This is a genomic window from Streptosporangium subroseum, assembly GCF_900188345.1.
Taxonomy (GTDB): domain Bacteria; phylum Actinomycetota; class Actinomycetes; order Streptosporangiales; family Streptosporangiaceae; genus Streptosporangium; species Streptosporangium subroseum.
Genome location: NZ_FZOD01000014.1, coordinates 14674 through 32377, shown reverse-complemented (window position 1 = coordinate 32377; position 17704 = coordinate 14674). Strand labels below are relative to the sequence as shown.

Annotated in this window: 9 protein-coding genes; 3 read left to right on the top strand and 6 right to left on the bottom strand. The window is 69.2% G+C overall.

Going from position 1 to position 17704, the window contains the following annotated elements:
- Positions 1-170: 170 nt before the first annotated feature.
- From CHC08_RS16440 to CHC08_RS16420, 5 genes are read right to left on the bottom strand one after another with little or no spacing between them, the layout of a single operon-like run.
- Positions 171-1220, bottom strand: coding sequence for a LacI family DNA-binding transcriptional regulator (locus tag CHC08_RS16440; protein WP_089208167.1), 1050 nt, complete (start codon positions 1218-1220; stop codon positions 171-173).
- Complete coding sequence (locus CHC08_RS16435; RefSeq protein WP_089208166.1) at positions 1210-2859, bottom strand: glycoside hydrolase family 13 protein; 1650 nt, start codon at positions 2857-2859, stop codon at positions 1210-1212. Before CHC08_RS16435 ends, CHC08_RS16440 begins: the two co-directional genes overlap by 11 nt.
- 58 nt (positions 2860-2917) lie before the next feature.
- Positions 2918-3826: a sugar ABC transporter permease gene (locus CHC08_RS16430; RefSeq protein WP_089208165.1), complete on the bottom strand. Its 909-nt coding sequence runs from the start codon at positions 3824-3826 to the stop codon at positions 2918-2920.
- Positions 3823-4836: a carbohydrate ABC transporter permease gene (locus CHC08_RS16425; protein WP_089208164.1), complete on the bottom strand. Its 1014-nt coding sequence runs from the start codon at positions 4834-4836 to the stop codon at positions 3823-3825. The genes CHC08_RS16430 and CHC08_RS16425 overlap by 4 nt, the downstream gene beginning before the upstream one ends.
- Before the next feature lie 3 nt (positions 4837-4839).
- Positions 4840-6141, bottom strand: a complete 1302-nt coding sequence (locus CHC08_RS16420) for an extracellular solute-binding protein (RefSeq protein ID WP_089208163.1) — start codon at positions 6139-6141, stop codon at positions 4840-4842.
- Between the two features lie 359 nt (positions 6142-6500).
- On the opposite strand from CHC08_RS16420, the gene pulA reads away from it, so the two are divergent.
- The 3 genes from pulA to CHC08_RS16405 all read left to right on the top strand — a co-directional run bounded on the left by pulA (position 6501) and on the right by CHC08_RS16405 (position 17427).
- The gene (gene pulA / locus CHC08_RS16415) at positions 6501-12383 is read left to right on the top strand and encodes a pullulanase-type alpha-1,6-glucosidase (protein WP_089208277.1); all 5883 of its coding nucleotides are present in this window, start codon (positions 6501-6503) and stop codon (positions 12381-12383) included.
- Between the two features lie 211 nt (positions 12384-12594).
- Positions 12595-14331, top strand: a complete 1737-nt coding sequence (locus CHC08_RS16410; RefSeq protein WP_089208162.1) for a carbohydrate-binding module family 20 domain-containing protein — start codon at positions 12595-12597, stop codon at positions 14329-14331.
- A 102-nt stretch (positions 14332-14433) separates the two neighbouring features.
- Positions 14434-17427, top strand: a complete 2994-nt coding sequence (locus CHC08_RS16405; RefSeq protein WP_089208161.1) for a carbohydrate binding domain-containing protein — start codon at positions 14434-14436, stop codon at positions 17425-17427.
- On the opposite strand, the gene CHC08_RS48280 is transcribed toward CHC08_RS16405, so the two are convergent.
- Positions 17358-17621, bottom strand: coding sequence for a hypothetical protein (locus tag CHC08_RS48280; RefSeq protein WP_143653236.1), 264 nt, complete (start codon positions 17619-17621; stop codon positions 17358-17360). The genes CHC08_RS16405 and CHC08_RS48280 overlap by 70 nt on opposite strands.
- Between the last annotated feature and the right edge of the window lie 83 nt (positions 17622-17704).

Below are 17704 nucleotides of genomic sequence, written 5' to 3'. Positions count from 1 at the left end.
ACCATCAGCACGTCAGCGGGGATCGTCGCACGTCGACGGCGCTCGCCACGAGCTACAGGGCGGACCCACGGCAAGCCATTACACCTCTTTCACCTGGACGAACACCGGAGGCGGCGCGCCATCCGGGTGATCCACCGCGATCCGGGCGTACCGCCGGAAGGCGCCGGCGGTCAACGAACGATCTTGGGGCCGGAGCCCGTGGAGCCCCGGACGATGAACTCCGGCTGGAAGATGAGCTCGGAGTGCTTTCCCGGCGCACCGGCGATGGCCTCCAGCAGGGTGTGAACGGCGGCGGTCACCATCGACTGCACGGGTTGCCGCACGGTGGTCAGCGGCGGGTCGGTGAAGGCGATCAGCGGCGAGTCGTCGAACCCGATCACCGACACGTCGCCCGGCACCGACAGCCCTCGGTCCCGGCACGCCCTGATCACACCCAGCGCCATCAGGTCCGAGGCGCACACGATGCCCGTGCACCCCCGCTCCAGCAACTGCGCCGCCGCCGCCTGGCCGCCCTCCACCGAGAACAGCGAATGCGAGATCAGCTCATCCACCTCGCCGACCCCCAGCAGCTGCGCCATCGCCTTGCGATAGCCCTCGATCTTCCGGATCACCGGCACGAACCGGCCCGGACCCACCGCCAGACCGATCCGCTCATGCCCCAGATCCACCAGATGCTGTACGGCCAGCCGCGCCGCCGCCCGATCATCCGGAGAGATGAACGGGGCCGGGACGTCGGCCGCGTGCCCGTTGAGCAGGACGATCGGCACGCCCTGGCCGATCAGCTGGGTGTAGCGGTCCGAGCGCGCGGTGACGTCGGCGTGCAGGCCGGAGACGAAGATGATGCCGCTCACCCCTCGCTCCACGAGCAGTTCGGTGAACTCGTCCTCGAGTGCCCCGCCGGGGAGCTGCGTGCAGAGCAGCGGGGTGTAGCCGTGCTGGGTCAGCGCCTTCTCGAAGGCCTGGGCGAAGGCCGGGAAGATCGGATTGTCCAGCTCCGGGGTCACCAGGCCGATCAACCCGTTGCTGCGCTGACGCAGCCGCTGCGGACGCTCGTAACCCATGACGTCGAGCGCGGCCAGGACGGACCGCCGGGTGACGGCGGAGACGCCCGGCTTGCCGTTGAGCACCCGGCTGACCGTGGCCTCACTGACCCCGGCCTGCGCGGCGATGTCGGCCAGCCGGGCGGAACCGTTGCCGAGCGGGCCACCGTTAGGCGTCATCGCGTTCCCACCAGACGGCGGAGTCGGGCGCGAGCCGTACCAGGTCGCCCCCGGCGATCGGTCCCGCACCGGGCGCGCCACCCCGGGCGACCGGCTCCGCGCTGGCCAGCAGGATCCGCCCGGGGGCGGGCAGCTCGACCGGCTCGCCGGTCAGGTTGACCGTGCAGACGAAATCGTCGCCCCGGCTGAAGGCCAGCGTGCCCTCGGGAGAGTCCAGCCAGGCCAGGGGGGCGTCGCCGAAGGCCTGCCGGTGCCGCCTGATCCTCAGCGCCTCCCGGTACAGGTGCAGCGTGGAGGCCTGGTCGTGGAGCTGGGACTGGACGCTGAGCGGCCCCCAGGAGGAGGGCATCGGCAGCCAGGACTCCTCGATGCCCGGCAGGCTGAAGCCGAAGTGCGGCCGGACGTCGGCCCACGGGATCGGCACCCGGCAGCCGTCCCGGCCGTGGTCGGGATTGCGCAGCCGCTGCGGGTCGCGCAGAAACTCCTCCGGCAGGTCGAGGACCTCGGGAAGGCCGAGTTCCTCGCCCTGGTAGATGTAGGACGAGCCGGGCAGGGCGAGCGTCAGCAGGACCGCCGCGCGTGAGCGGCGCAGGCCGAGCTCGCCGCCGCCGTAACGGGTGAGGTGCCGCTTGACGTCGTGGTTGGACAGCACCCAGGTGCTGGATCCGCCGACCAGTCCGACCGTCTCCAGCGACTCCTGGATCACCGCGCGGAATCCGTCCGCGCTCCAGGGGGCCGTGAGGAACTGGAAGTTGAACGCCTGGTGCAGCTCGTCCGGTCGGATGTAGTTGGCCAGCCGCTGCGCGGTGGGCGCCCACGCCTCGGCGACGCCGATCCGCTCGCCCGGGTAGGAGTCGAGCAACGTGCGCCAGGCCCGGTGGATCTCGTGCACGCCGTCCTGGTCGAAGAACGGCATCACCTCGGTGCCGAGCATCCGGACCTGGTCGGCGTGGCCGATGTCGGGCAGTCCCTCCGCCTTGACCATGCCGTGCGCCACGTCGATGCGGAACCCGTCCACGCCCAGGTCGAGCCAGAACCGCAGGACCGACTCGAACTCCGCGTGAACCTCGGGGTTCTCCCAGTTCAGGTCGGGCTGCTCGGGGGCGAACAGCCGCAGGTACCACTCGCCGTCGGGCAGCCGGGTCCACGCGGGGCCGCCGAAGACCGACTGCCAGTCGTTCGGCGGCAGCTCCCCGTCGGCGCCCTTGCCCTGGCGGAAGATGTACCGTTCCCGCGCGGCGCTGCCGGGTCCCGCGGCCACGGCCGCGTGGAACCAGGCGTGCCGGTCGGAGGTGTGGTTGGGGACGACGTCGACGATCACCCGCAGGCCGTGCCGGTGGGCGTCGTCGATCAGCGCCTTGGCGTCGGACAGCGACCCGAAGATCGGGTCCACGTCCCGGTAGTCCGCCACGTCGTAACCGAAGTCGGCCATCGGCGAGGTGAAGAAGGGGGTCAGCCAGATCGCGTCGACCCCCAGGTCGGCCAGATACCGCAGCCGGCTCCGCACTCCCAGGAGATCCCCGATGCCGTCGCCGTTGCCGTCGGCGAAGCTGCGCACGTAGACCTGGTAGATCACCGCGTCCCGCCACCATCGGGTGGCGGTCACGGCGGCATGGTCCATGTGGACGAGCCCGGTCATATTTGTCCCCCGATCAAGCGACATTTCAGATATGTCAGGACGTGATAGCACGGTGGTGTTACGACTTCGTGGCGCCGGCGGTAAGTCCGGCGACCAGATGGCGCTGCACGAGCAGGAAGACGATCGCCGCGGGCACCGCGATCAGCACCGCCGAGGCGGTGAGCAGGCCCCAGTCGGACCAGTGCTGCCCCACGAACTGCTGCAGGCCGATGCCGAGCGTGCGTTTCTCCTCCTGCGACATGAACACCGTGGCGTAGGCCACCTCTCCCCAGGCGGTCATGAAGCAGTAGAAGGCGGTGACCGCCAGGCTCGGCCTGGCCAGAGGCAGGATAACCCGCCAAAACGCGCCAAACGGCGTCAGACCATCAACCATTCCCGCCTGGTCGATCTCGCGCGGAATGGAGTCGAAATAGCTCTTCATCATCCACGCGCAGAACGGCACGGCCACGGTCATGTAGGCGATGACCAGCCCGGCGAGCTGGTTGAGCAGCCCGAGGCCCGCCATCAGGTTGTAGAGCGGGACGATCAGGATGGCCACTGGGAACATCTGGGTGATGAGCAGCATCCACATGACCCCGCGGTGCCCGGGGAAGCGGAAGCGGCTGATCGCGTATCCGGTCGTGGAGGCCAGGAACACCCCGATGATCGTGGTCAGTCCCGCGACGATCACCGAGTTGAGCAGCCAGGTCGGGAACTGCGTCTCGGTCAGCACCCGGGCGTAGTTGTCCAGTGAGGGCCGGTTGAAGAACTCCAGCTCGCTGGAGAGCCAGCCGTCGCGCGGCTTGAGCGAGGTCAGGACCAGCCAGACGATGGGGAACAGCGAGACGGCGACCGCGCCGAGAAGGGTCCCGTGCAGCAGGATCGACCTGCCGACGCTGCGATCCTCGCGGCGACGGGGCCGCTTGGCGGAAACGGCGGGAGCAGTAGTACCTGTGGGACCGGCGGAACCGGCGGTGACGGAGCTCACCAGACCTCCCCCTGCCTGCGCAGCGCGCGGCGGTAGACCAGGGCCAGCACGACGAGGAGCATGAGGATGATCACTCCCCAGGCGGCGGAGCCCGAGTAGTTGCGGATGCCCGTGAAGGCCTCGCGGAAGGCGTAGGTCACCAGGATCTCCGTGGAGCTGCCCGGACCTCCCCCGCTGATCAGGAAGATCACCGGGAACATGTTGAACGTCCAGATCGTGCCCAGCAGGATGACCGTGCTCGACACGGTGCGCAGCCCCGGGACGGTGATGAAGCGGAAGCGCTGCCACGGCGTCGCGCCGTCGACCTCCGCCGCCTCGTAGAGCTCACCGGGGATCGACTGCAGACCGCCCAGGACGGCGACCATCATGAACGGCACGCCCATCCAGACGTTCACCGCGATCACCGCGATCTTCGCCGTGGTCGGGTCGTCGAGCCAGCCGACCGCCCCGAGGCCGGCCGCCTTCAGCATGCCGTTGATCACGCCGTAGTCGCTGTTGTAGAGGTAGCGCCAGATGAACGCCGAGACGAATCCGGGGATCGCCCACGGCAGGATGAGCAGCAGCCGATAGACCGAGCGGAACCTCACCTTGCGGTTGAGCAGCATGGCGAGGCCGAGACCGAGGCCGTAGTGGAGGGCGACGCACGCCACGGTCCAGGTGACCGTCCAGGTCAGCTTCTCCCAGAACAGGCCGCTGGTCAGGATCGAGATGTAGTTGTCGAGCCCGACGAACTCGTAGGTCGACGGGATGACGTTGACACCGATCGTGCGGCCCATGGTGGCCTCGGTGGCGTCGGTCAGGGACAGGTAGACGCCCCGGGCCAGCGGCCAGCCGATCAGCAGGGCCGTGACCAGGATCACCGGGGCGACCATGGCCCAGGCGTACCAGTGCCGGCTCATCGTGCGCCTGAGCGGACCGGTCCCCTGGTGGCGGCCCTGACCGCGGGTGCCTCCCGAGCCCGCGGTCCGGTCCCTGGCCGTGCCGTTCACACGTCCAGTCGAGAGCGCCACGGATCAGCTCCAGTCCTTGAAGATGCCGTGATACTGGCCGTCGACCTTCTTGAGCATGTCCTCGGGGGTCGTCTGGCCGCCGACCAGCGACTGGTAGCCCTCCAGCAGCGGCTGGAAGAGCTGGCCGCCCTCGGGGATCCACGGCCGCGCGGTCGCGGTCTCCATGATCGGCTTGAAGACGGAGACGGCCTCGTTGGCCTGGACCTCGGGCTTGTCGTAGGCGGAGGGACGGGTCGGCAGGAGGCTGATCTCCTTGGCGACCTTGGCCTGGCTCTCGGCGGTGCTCATGAAGCGGACGAACTCGTAGGAGGCGTCCAGGTTCGCCGAGCCGGCGTAGATCGCCAGGTTCCAGCCGCCGGTGGGGGCGCCGGCCTTGACCGAACCCGCGGGGACGGGCGCGATGCCGAGATTGGCCTTGTCCTGGAACTCCTTGCCCTGGTAGATCTCCGACAGCGCCCACGGGCCGTTGTAGATCATCGCGGTCTTGCCGTCCTTGAGGGCCGTCATCGCGTTGGCGTAGCTGTCCTGGATGGCGGGCTTGGGCGCGGCGCCGGAGGCGACCAGGTCCACGACCGTCGCCATGGCCTTCACGTTGGCCGGGGAGTTGACGGTGATCTTCTTGTTCTGGACGTCGAGGAGGTCACCGCCCTCGCCGTACATGAAGGGCAGCAGGAAGTAGGAGTCCACGTTGAGCGCGAGGCCACTGGCGCCGGTCTTGGCCTTGACGTCGAGCGCGGCCTGCTTGAGCTCCTCGACCGTGGTGGGAGCCTTCTCGTGCCCGGCCTCTTTGAGGAGCCTCTTGTTGTAGATGAGCGCCAGGGTGTCGGTGACCTGCGGCACCGCGTAGGTCTTGCCGTTGTACTTGGTGCTGCTCAGGGGACCGGGCAGGAAGTCGGCCTCGTTCTCCACGGCCCGCGAGCCGTCCAGCGGCTGGAGGTAGCCGAGCGAGGCGAACTGGGAGGTCCAGGCCACCTCGGAGCGGATCACGTCCGGGGCTCCCGTACCCGCCTGCGCCGCGGTCTGGAACTGGTTCTGCGCCTGGTCGGAGGGGACGTTGACGTATTTGACCTTGATATTGGGGTACTTCGCCTGGAAGTCCTTGATGAGGGCCTGGAACGTCGGGCCCTCGCTGTCCGGCCGGACGGTGTCCCACCAGGTGATCTCACCGCTGATCTTCAGCGGGTCCGCCGCCGCGGACTGGGCGGGGGTCGCCGTGCCGCCGTCACCGGCGTCACCGCCGCCGCAGGCGGAGACCGCCAAGGCGAGGGCCGCGACGATCGTCGCAGCTGAGAAGGCTCGCCGCATGTTTTCTCCTTGTGTTCAGGGGGGTCCGGCTTGATGTGCAGGCCGAGGTCCGGAGTACGCCGGACGTTACGCCGCCGTGAACCTCATTGGAAGAATTTTCTGCAAGAGTCTGCAAACTCGTTACAAAATTGCCCAAAGGCCGGGACGCAGGTCGCTCCCACCCCGCATTAACGGGGAAGGGTAACTGCAGGTCAAGCAATATATGACGTTCTTTGTATGGCTTCGGACGCTGCAAAAACCAGCTTCCGGACATCGAGGAAACGTTACGATTCAGAAAGTTTCGGTAAGGGATTGCATAGATCATGTCCAGTGAGTAACTTCCGGGCAACACCCTCGAAACAACTTCCGTGGAGGCCTCCGTGGTCTGGCCACTCCCCCCACGGCGCGCGAGATCGACCCTCCTGACGGGCGCCGCCCTCGCGGCAACCCTGATCGCCGCACCCCTCGCCGCGCCACTTCCCGCCCCCGCCTCCGTCTCCCCCACCTCCCGCCTCGCCGTTCCGGGCCTTTCCGGCGCGACAGGCGTGACCGGGGCGGCGCGACAGCCGTCCGCCGAGCCCGTGGTCTCCGCGCTGAGCCGTACGGCGGAGCCGTCCGACCGCGACCTCGCCCGAGACGCGCTCCGCGACGACCTGACCCGCGAGCGCTTCTACTTCGCGATGACCGACCGGTTCGCCAACGGCGACACCGGCAACGACCGAGGCGGCCTGAAGGGCGACCGGCTCACCACCGGCTTCGACCCGACGCACAAGGGCTTCTACCAGGGCGGCGACCTCAAGGGGCTGCTCGGCAGGCTCGACTACATCAAGAACCTCGGCAGCACCGCGCTCTGGATCACCCCGGCGTTCCAGAACCGGCCGGTCCAGGGCACGGGCGCCAACGTCTCGGCCGGCTACCACGGTTACTGGATCACCGACTTCACGAGAATCGACCCGCATCTGGGTACGAACGATCAAATGAAGCAACTGGTGCGGGAGGCACACAAGCGCGGGATGAAGGTCTTCTTCGACATCATCACCAACCACACGGCCGATGTGATCGACTACAGCGAGAAGACCTACTCCTACCGGTCGAAGGGGGCCTACCCCTACGTCGACACCCGCGGCGTGCCGTTCGACGACCGCCGGTACGCCGGCAAGGACGACTTCCCCGCGGTGAACACCGGGTCCTTCCCCTACACGCCGGTCGCGCCGAAGGGCGTCAAGACCCCCGCCTGGCTGAACGACCCGACGATGTACCACAACCGGGGCGACTCCACCTTCAGCGGCGGCGAGAACGACGAGTACGGCGACTTCTTCGGCCTCGACGACCTCTGGACAGAACGGCCCGAGGTCGTCAAGGGCATGACCGACATCTACCGGACGTGGGTACGGGAGACCGGCCTCGACGGCTTCCGCATCGACACCGCCAAGCACGTGAACATGGAGTTCTGGGAGAAGTTCTCCCCCGCCCTGCACGGCTACGCGGCCCGAAGCGGCAACAAGCGGTTCTTCATGTTCGGCGAGGTCTACTCCGGCGATCCCGCCCTCACCAGCCGCTACTCCACGCGCGGCGGGATGGACGCCACCCTGGACTTCCCCTTCCAGGAGGCCGCCCGTTCCTTCAGCGGCGGTACGGCGGGCGCGGCGCGGCTGGCCCAGCTGTTCACCGGTGACGACTACCACACCGACGCCGACGGCAACGCGGCGTCGCTGCCGACCTTCCTCGGCAACCACGACATGGGCCGCATCGGCCGCTTCCTCCAGCAGGACGTCCAGGCCGGCGCGCAGGCCACGCCGGAGACGGACGCGGAGCTGCTGCGCAGGGACCGGCTCGCCCACGAGCTGATGTATCTCACCCGCGGCCAGCCGGTCGTCTACTACGGCGACGAGCAGGGCTTCACGGGCAAGGGCGGCGACCAGGACGCCCGCGCGTCCATGTTCGCCTCCGCGACCGAGAGCTACCTGAGCGACGACCTGATCGGCACCGAGGCCACCCACGCCCAGGACAACTTCGTCCAGACGCACCCGCTCTATCAGAGCATCTCCGCCCTGGCCAGGCTCCGGGACGCCCACCCCGCCCTGGCCGACGGCGCCCAGATCGAACGCCTCGCCACGGGTGGCGTCTACGCCTTCTCCAGGATCGACGCCAAGGCGCAGGTCGAGTATGTCGTCGCGATCAACAACGCCGAGCAGCCGGCCACGGCCAGCGCGGCGACCTTCTCGGCGAACGCCCCCTTCACCAGGGTGTACGGCGAGGCCGCCGCGAAGGTCACCACGGGCGCGGACGCCAAGCTGGCGGTGACCGTCCCGGCCCTGTCCGCGGTGGTCTACCGGGCGCCGGGCAGGCTCGCCGCCCCGCAGGCGGCCCCCGCGGTCTCGATCACGCTCCCCGGGACCGAGATCAGAGGCACCGCCGAGGACGGCCGGATCCCGGTCACCGCGACCGTGCCCGGAACCGGCTTCGATCAGGTGACCTTCGCCGCCAAGGCCGGCGACGGCGCCTGGAAGGTACTGGGCACCGACGACGCGCCCAACGTCTCGGCCGCCGGCCGTACGTTCCGGGTCTTCCACGACCTGAGCGGCCTCGCGCCGGGCACGAAGATCGCCTACAAGGCGGTCGTGAAGGACTCGGCGGGCCGGTTCGCCTCGGCGACCGCGGAGGCCGTGGTCGGAGCCGAGCCCGTTCCCGAGGAGCCCGGCGCGGTAAGACGCGACTGGCTGGTCGTGCACTACCAGCGTGAGGACCCCGAGGACTACGACGGCTGGGGCCTGCATGTCTGGGGCGACGTCGAGAACCCCACCGAGTGGGCGAAGCCGCTCCCTCTGACCGGCGAGGACTCCTACGGCCGGTTCGCCTGGATCAAGCTGAAGCCCGGAGCCGCCAGTGTCGGGATCATCGCCCACAAGGGCGACGAGAAGGACGGCGGCGACCGGATCGTCAACCCCTCGAAGACCGGCGAGGTCTGGCTGGCGAAGGGCGATCCCACGACCCATGCCTCCCGCGCCGCGGCCCAGGGCTACGCGACCGTCCACTACAGCCGCCCCGGCAAGGACTACGAGGGCTGGGGACTGCACCTGTGGGGCGACGGGCTCGGCGACGGGGTGCCCACCGAGTGGGCCACGCCGCGTCCCCCGGACGGCACCGACTCCTACGGCGCGTTCTGGAAGGTCCCGCTGAAGAACGCCTCCGCGTCGTTGAACTTCATCATCCACAGGGGCGACACCAAGGACCCCGGCCCCGACCAGGCGTTCACCCCGGCGCTCCGGCCGGACGCCTACGTCGCCTCGGGGGTGGCGAAGGTCCATCCGACCCGGGCCGCGGCCGAGAACGTCGCGATCCTGCACTACCACCGCCCCGACGGGAACTACGAGGGCTGGGGACTGCACCTGTGGGGCGACGTCGCCACTCCCACCGAGTGGGGCGTCCCGCTCCGGCCCGCGGGGCAGGACGGGTTCGGGGTCTACTTCCGCATCCCCCTGACCGAGGGGGCGAAGACCGTGAACTACATCATCCACAGGGGCGACGAGAAGGACCTGCCCGACAACCAGTCCCTGGACCTTCCCACCGTGGGCCACGAGGCCTGGCGGATCGCGGCCACCGAGGGCTACCTGCTCCCCCAGCCCGCGTCCCACGAGGCCGACGCCGACCTCGGCGCCTCGGCGGCGCACTGGATCGACCGCGCGACCGTCGCGTGGAAGGTCGAGCCGTCCGCCTCGCTCCACCACTCCCTGGCCTTCTCGGCGAAGGGTGACATCGCCTACGCCAAGGGCGACCTGACCGGCGACCTCCGGATCATCCGCCTGAACCCGGGCACGCTCACCGACGCGCAGAAGGCGAAGTGGCCGCACCTGGCCGCCTACGCCGCGTTCACGGTGGACCCGCGCGACGCCGACCTCGTCACCGAGGCCCTGCGCGGCCAGGTCGTGGCGGTCGAGCGGGATGCCTCGGGCACGCTGCTCACCGCCACCGGCGTGCAGATTCCCGGCGTGCTCGACGACGTCTACGCCAAGGCGGCGGAGGCCGAGCTGGGCCCCGCGGGGGGCGCGACGCCCAGGCTGTCGGTCTGGGCGCCGACCGCGCGGAAGGTGGAGCTGGCGCTCTACTCCGGCTCGACGGGCGCGGGCCGTACGGTGCACGAGATGCGGCGCGACGACGCGACCGGCGTCTGGTCGGTGCGGGGCCAGCCGAGCTGGAAGGGCCGCTACTACACCTTCCTGGTCACGGTCTACGCGCCCGCCGCGGGCAAGGTCGTCACCAACGAGGTGACCGACCCCTACAGCCTGTCGCTCGCCGCCGACTCCGTCCGCAGCCAGCTGGTCGACCTCTCCGACCGATCGCTGCAGCCCGGAGGCTGGTCCTCCCTGGCCAAACCCAGGCCCGTACCGCAACAGAAGGCGTCGATCTACGAGCTGCACGTGCGTGACTTCTCCGCCTCGGACTCCTCGGTCCCGGCAGCCCAGCGCGGCACCTACGCCGCGTTCACCGGGAACGGGGACGGGATGAAGGAGCTGCGCAAGCTCGCCCAGGACGGCCTGACCCACGTTCATCTGCTGCCGGTCTTCGACATGGCGACCGTTCCCGAGAGGAAGGCCGACCGCGTCGAGCCCGACTGCGACCTGGCCTCGATGCCCGCCGACTCGGAGCTGCAGCAGGCCTGCGTCATGGGATCCGCGGCCAAGGACTCCTTCAACTGGGGGTACGACCCGCTGCACTACACCGTGCCCGAGGGCTCCTACGCCTCGGAGCCGGACGGCTCCGCCCGGATCAAGGAGTTCCGGAGCATGGTCGGCGGCCTGAACGGGGCCGGGCTGCGGGTGGTGATGGACGTGGTCTACAACCACACCCACGCCGCCGGCCAGGACCCCACCTCGGTGCTCGACCGGATCGTGCCCGGCTACTACCACCGGCTGCTCGACGACGGTGCCGTGGCCGCCTCCACCTGCTGCGCCAACACCGCGCCCGAGCACGCGATGATGGGCAGGCTCGTCGTCGACTCCATCGTCACCTGGGCGAAGCAGTACAAGGTGGACGGCTTCAGGTTCGACCTGATGGGCCACCATCCCAAGGCGAACATCCTCGCGGTCCGCAAGGCCCTGGACGGGCTGACCCTCGCCGGGGACGGCGTGGACGGCAAGTCGATCATCCTGTACGGCGAGGGCTGGAACTTCGGCGAGGTGGCCGACGACGCCCGCTTCGTCCAGGCCACCCAGGCCAACATGGCGGGCACGGGGATCGGCACCTTCAGCGACCGCCTGCGCGACGCGGTGCGCGGCGGCAGCCCGTTCGACGCCGACCCCCGGGTCCAGGGCTTCGGCTCGGGCCTGGCCGGAGCGCCCAACGGATCACCGGCCAACGGCACCGCCGAGCAGCAGCGGGCCCGCCTCCTGGACTACCAGGACCTGATCAAGGTGGGACTCACCGGCAACCTGCGCGACTACGCCTTCACCGCCTCCAGCGGCAAGCAGGTCAAGGGCTCCGAGGTGAGCTACAACGGCGCCCCCGCCGGATACGCCGCCTCACCGGGCGACGTCGTCACCTACGTGGACGCGCACGACAACGAGACGCTGTTCGACGCACTGGCCTACAAGCTGCCGCAGGCGACGGCGATGGCCAACCGGGTGCGCATGCAGTCGCTCTCGCTGGCCACGGCCGTGCTCGGGCAGGGCACCTCGTTCGTCCACGCGGGCAGCGAGCGGCTCCGCTCGAAGTCGCTCGACCGCAACTCCTACGACTCCGGTGACTGGTTCAACCGGCTGCTGTGGAACTGCTCCGCGGGCAACGGCTTCGGCGCGGGACTGCCGCCCAAGCTCGACAACGAGGGCAAGTGGCCCTACGCGAAGCCGCTGCTCGCCGATCCGGCGCTCAAGGCGGACTGCGCGGCGATCGGTTCGGCGCGGGCCGGGTACGGCGACCTCCTCAAGATCCGTTCGTCCTCCCCGGCCTTCGCGCTCGGCTCCCTGGCCGAGGTGCAGAAGCGCCTGACCTTCCCGACCAGCGGCACCTCGGAGACCCCGGGTGTCGTGACCATGCACCTGGACGCCTCGGGCCTCGACCCGCGCTGGAAGTCGATCACGGTGGTCTTCAACGCGACCCCCGAGACGCGGCCGCAGACCGTGACCGCGCTGAAGGGCGCCCGGGTAACGCTCCACCCCGTCCAGACGGCCGGCGACGACGCCGTCGTGAAGCAGTCGACCTTCGACCCCGTCAGCGGCACGCTGACGGTCCCGGCGCGCACGGTCGCCGTGTTCGTCCAGCCGTAGAACGCGCACGGTCCGTGTCCTCACCGCCGAAGTGAGCTCACGGTCCCGTGTCCATACGACCGTGGAAAACGCACGGTCACCGTGTCCGCACAGCCGCGGAGGCCGCGTTCGCGCAGCCGTGCAAGCGGTTCTGGAGAAACGCCGGGCCGGGTGTTACAGCACCCGGCCCGGCACAAGGGAATCCGTCCATCGATCCTGGAGGCCCCCACCCATGAAATCCTACAAAGTCCTCGTCACCACGGTGGTAGGCGCTCTGGTGAGCGCCGCCGTGGTGGTGCCCATCGCGTTCGGCGCCCCCGCCCAGGCGGCCCCGCCCACCCCCGGCCCGATCGTCAAGCTGTGGAGCTGGAACTGGAAGTCGGTCGCGAAGGAGTGCACCGACGTGCTCGGCCCCGCCGGATACGGCGCGGTCCAGGTCTCCCCGCCGAACGACTCCATGAGCATGGGCGGCTCGGTCTGGTGGGACGTCTACCAGCCGGCCCGCTACACCCTCACCAGCAAGTTCGGTGACGAGACCGCGTTCAAGAACATGGTGAACACCTGTCACGCCGCGGGCGTCAAGGTCCACGCCGACGCGGTCATCAACCACATGACCGGCCAGGGCAGCACCAGCTACGGCGGCTACGGCTTCGGCAAGTACAACTACCCCGGGCTCTACTCCGCGGCGGACTTCCACTCCCCCACCTGCACGATCAACGGCTCCGACTACACGAACGACGCCTCGCGGGTGCAGAACTGCGAGCTGGTCGGCCTGTCCGACCTCAACACCGGCTCCGAGTACGTCCGCACCCAGATCGCCGGCTACCTCAACAAGCTGACCTCCCTCGGCGTGGACGGCTTCCGCATCGACGGGGCCAAGCACATCAACCCGAACGACCTGGCGGCGATCAAGAGCAAGCTGACCGGCTCGCCGTACATCCACCAGGAGGTCATCTACGGCGCCGGCGAGCCGATCACGCCGAGCCAGTACACCGGGATCGGCGACGTGCATGAGTTCGTCTACGGCCGCAAGCTCAAGGAGCAGTTCACCGGCCAGATCAAGAACCTGCAGTCCTTCGGCCAGAGCTGGGGCCTGTCGGTGCCCAGCGACAAGGCCGTGGTCTTCATCGACAACCACGACACCGAGCGCAACGGCTCCACGCTCAACTACAAGTCCGCCGACGCGTACAAACTGGCCAACGTCTTCATGCTCGCCTGGCCGTACGGCACGCCGCGCGTCTACTCCGGCTTCGCCTGGAGCAACAGCGAGGGCGGCCCGCCCTCGGCAGGAGGCGGCTTCGTCACCGACACCAACTGCGGCAACGGCCAGTGGACCTGCTTCCACCGCCAGATGAGCGGGATGGTCGGCTTCAACCGGACCGTCGCGGGCACCTCGGTCGGCAACTGGTACGACAACGGCAACAACGTGATCGCCTTCAGCCGGGGCAGCAAGGGCTGGGTCGCGATCAACAACGAGGGCGGCGCTCTCACCCGCGCCTTCACCACCGGCCTGCCCGCAGGGACCTACGCCAACGACCTGGGCTCCGGCTCGGTGACGGTGGACGCGAACGGCACCGCCTCGGTGACCGTACCCGCCAAGGGCGCGGTCGCGATCCACGTGGGCGGCTCCACCCCGCCCGGCCCGACCCCGACGCCGACCCCGACCGTCAACCCGGGCAACGTGGCCACCTCCTTCAACGCGAACGTGACGACGACCTGGGGCCAGAACGTCTTCGTCGTCGGAAACGTCGCCGCCCTGGGCACCTGGAACCCGGCGAGCGCGATCGCGCTGTCGTCGGCGGCCTACCCGGTCTGGAAGGCCACGGTGAACCTGCCGCCCGGCACGGCGATCCAGTACAAGTACATCAAGAAGAACCCCGACGGCTCGGTGACCTGGGAGAGCGATCCCAACCGCTCCTTCACCACCCCCTCGGGCGGCACCGCGACGCGCACCGACTCCTGGCGCTGACTCCTGCGACCCGGCACGACCACGCGGCCGTGCCGGGTCACCTCACCGCCCGGGGCCCCGGTAGGCATCCGGGCACCCCCTTCCCTCGATCGAGGAAGTGCCATGCGCTCATCCCCCCGCCGCATCGCCAGATTGCTCGTCGCGGCCGCCTTCGCCCTGACCTCCGCCACCGTCCCGTTGTCCGCCGCACTGGCCGCGGGCAGCGTCACCGTCTACTACGCGACGAGCTGGACCACCGCCAACCTCCACTACCAGCCCACCGGCGGCGCCTGGACCACCGTCCCCGGCGGCGCCATGAACGAGACCGCCTGCGCCGGCTGGAAGAAGAAGACCGTCGACCTCGGATCCGCCACCGGGCTCAGGGCCGCCTTCAACAACGGCTCCGGCACCTGGGACAACAACGGCGGCGCCGACTACACCCTCGGCACCGGAGTCGTGAAGGTCTCCGGCGGCCAGGTGAGCACCGGAGACCCCTGCTCCGGAGGCGGCCCGACCAACCCGCCCGGCAATCAGGCCGTCGTCTACTTCTACAAGAAGACCAGGGGCTGGACCGCCGCCAACCTCCACTACCAGCCCACCGGCGGCGCCTGGACCACCGTCCCCGGTCTCGCCATGAACGAGGCCTCGTGCGCCGACTGGGCCAAGAAGACCGTCGACCTCGGATCCGCCACCGGGCTCAGGGCCGCCTTCAACAACGGCTCCGGCACCTGGGACAACAACAACGGCGCCGACTACACCCTCGGCGCCGGCCTGACCACGGTCAAGGACGGAGTGGTCCGGGCCAACGCCCCCGAGCCGTGCGTCCCCGAAACCCCGGACACCGCCGCCCCCTCCACCCCCGCGGGACTGACGGCCACGGCCGACGGCACCACCGTCAAACTGAGCTGGGGCGAGGCCGTCGACAACGTGGCGGTGACCGGGTACGAGATCTTCCGTAAGAAGGGGTCCGAGGCCGCGGTGACGCTGCCGACGGGCACCAACACCGTCTACACCGATGCCCGCCTCGACCCGCAGACCACCTACTCCTACACGGTCAAGGCCCGCGACGCCGCGGGCAACAGGTCCGGGGCTTCCGCCTCCGCCTCGGCGAGGACCGGCGACGCCCCGCCCACGCCGGCCCAGGGCTCGCCGCTGGGCGGCGACCCGCGCGAGGACTCGATCTACTTCGTGATGACCGCCCGCTTCAACGACGGCGACTCGAGCAACAACCGGGGCGGGAGCCAGAACATCAGTTCCGGCAACGCCGCGAACAACGACCCCATGTTCCGGGGCGACTTCAAGGGCCTGATCGACAAACTCGACTACGTCAAGGGCCTCGGCTTCTCCGCCCTGTGGATCACCCCGGTCGTGCTGAACAGGTCCGACTACGACTTCCACGGCTATCACGGCTGGGACTTCTACCGGGTCGACACCCGCCTGGAGACTCCCGGCGCCACCTACCAGGACCTGATCAACAAGGCGCACGCCAAGGGCATCAAGATCTTCCAGGACGTGGTCTACAACCACAGCTCGCGCTGGGGCGCCAAGGGCCTGTTCGTTCCCCCGGTGTGGGGCGCGCGTGACGGGCAGTGGAAGTGGCTCTACAGCGAGAAGGAGCCGGGCCGCGAGTATGACCCGATGCAGGAGCACCAGGGAAACGACCCGGCTCTGACGCCCGCGCAGAACCAGCTCGCCAAGGGCCGGCCGTACAACGGCGACCTGTGGTCGACCACCGCACCGGCCGGCAACACCTGCAGGGACTACGGCACGCCCACCCAGTACAAGAGCCCCGAGGGCTTCACCATCTACAACTGCCAGTGGCCGAGCCCGACCTCCGGAATGTTTCCCGCGGCTTACTATCACCAGTGCTGGATCGGCAACTGGGAGGGCTCCGACTCCAAGAGCTGCTGGCTCCACGACGACCTGGCCGACTTCAACACCGAGAACAAGGTCGTCCAGGACTACCTGATCAACGCCTACAACAAATACATCGACATGGGCGTGGACGGCTTCCGCGTCGACACCGCCGTGCACGTCTCGCGCCTCATGTGGAACCGCCGCTTCCTGCCCGCCCTCCAGCAGCACGCGGTGGCCACGCACGGGGAGAAGGGCAGGGACTTCTACGTCTTCGGCGAGGTCGGGGCGTTTGTCAACGACAAGTGGAACCGCGGCTCGGTCAACCACTCAGCGCAGTTCTACACCTGGAAGGAGCGCAGGGAGTTCGACCCCGACGACGCCAAGGCGGTCGTCGAGCAGTTCGACTACGAGAACCTGATGGGCACCGGCGGCCAACCCGTCACGGACAACGCCTTCCTGCGCGGCAACGCCTACCACGCGCCCGACCACTCCAAGTTCTCCGGCATGAACGTCATCGACATGCGCATGCACATGAACTTCGGCGACGCGCCCAATGCGTTCAACAACGGCAAGGACTCCGACGACAGCTACAACGACGCCACCTACAACACCGTCTACGTCGACTCCCACGACTACGGCCCCAACAAGTCGGCCTTCCGCTACACCGGCGGGACCGACGCGTGGGCGGAGAACATGAGCTTGATGTGGTCGTTCCGGGGAATCCCGACGCTCTACTACGGCTCGGAGATCGAGTTCAAGAAGGGCGCGCCGATCGACTGCGGGCCGACCTGCCCGCTGGCCACCACCGGCCGCGCCTACTACGGCGACCAGCTGGCCGGCTCGGTGACCGCCTCCGACTACGGCGTCGTCTCCTCGGCGACCGGCGCGGTGGCGCAGACCCTGGCCAAGCCGCTGGTCAAGCACGTGCAGCGGCTCAACCAGATCCGCCGGGCCATCCCGGCGCTGCAGAAGGGCCAGTACTCCACCGAGGGCGTCACCGGCCAGATGGCCTACAAGCGCCGCTTCACCCAGGGGTCCGTGGACAGCTTCGTGCTGGTCTCGGTCACCGGGGGTGCGACCTTCACCGGCATCCCGAACGGCACCTACGTCGACGCCGTCACCGGTGACAGCAAGGTCGTCACCGGTGGCTCCCTGACGATCGCCGCGGGCGGCAAGGGCAACCTGCGGGCCTATGTCCTGTCGCTGCCCGGCAACCCCGCACCCGGCAAGATCGGCGTGGAGGGGCCGTACCTGAAGTAGACCTCGGAGTCCGGGGGAGCGCGGTGGAACAGCCCCGCCGCGCTCCGCCTCCCGATCCAGGCCTCGGTGAGCGCGGTGGACGCCCCCAGCCCCACCGCGCTCTCACCGGTCCACCACATCGCGTACGGCGCCGGCCCACCGCGCTCTCGCCCGATCCACCACACCGCGTACGGCGCCGGCCCAAGTGCACTCACATCCCGGCGGCTCCGCTCACGCAGGCGGGCCCCGCCGTCTCCCGTTCCCGGCGAAGGCGCGAAAACCATGCCGGTTCCCGTCG

Excerpts from the sequence above, each read along its gene's own strand:
- CHC08_RS16440 (WP_089208167.1), bottom strand. The coding sequence starts at position 1,220 with ATGACGCCTAACGGTGGCCCGCTCGGCAACGGTTCCGCCCGGCTGGCC.
- CHC08_RS16435 (WP_089208166.1), bottom strand. The coding sequence starts at position 2,859 with ATGACCGGGCTCGTCCACATGGACCATGCCGCCGTGACCGCCACCCGA.
- CHC08_RS16420 (WP_089208163.1), bottom strand. The coding sequence starts at position 6,141 with ATGCGGCGAGCCTTCTCAGCTGCGACGATCGTCGCGGCCCTCGCCTTG.
- CHC08_RS16410 (WP_089208162.1), top strand. The coding sequence starts at position 12,595 with ATGAAATCCTACAAAGTCCTCGTCACCACGGTGGTAGGCGCTCTGGTG.
- CHC08_RS16405 (WP_089208161.1), top strand. The coding sequence starts at position 14,434 with ATGCGCTCATCCCCCCGCCGCATCGCCAGATTGCTCGTCGCGGCCGCC.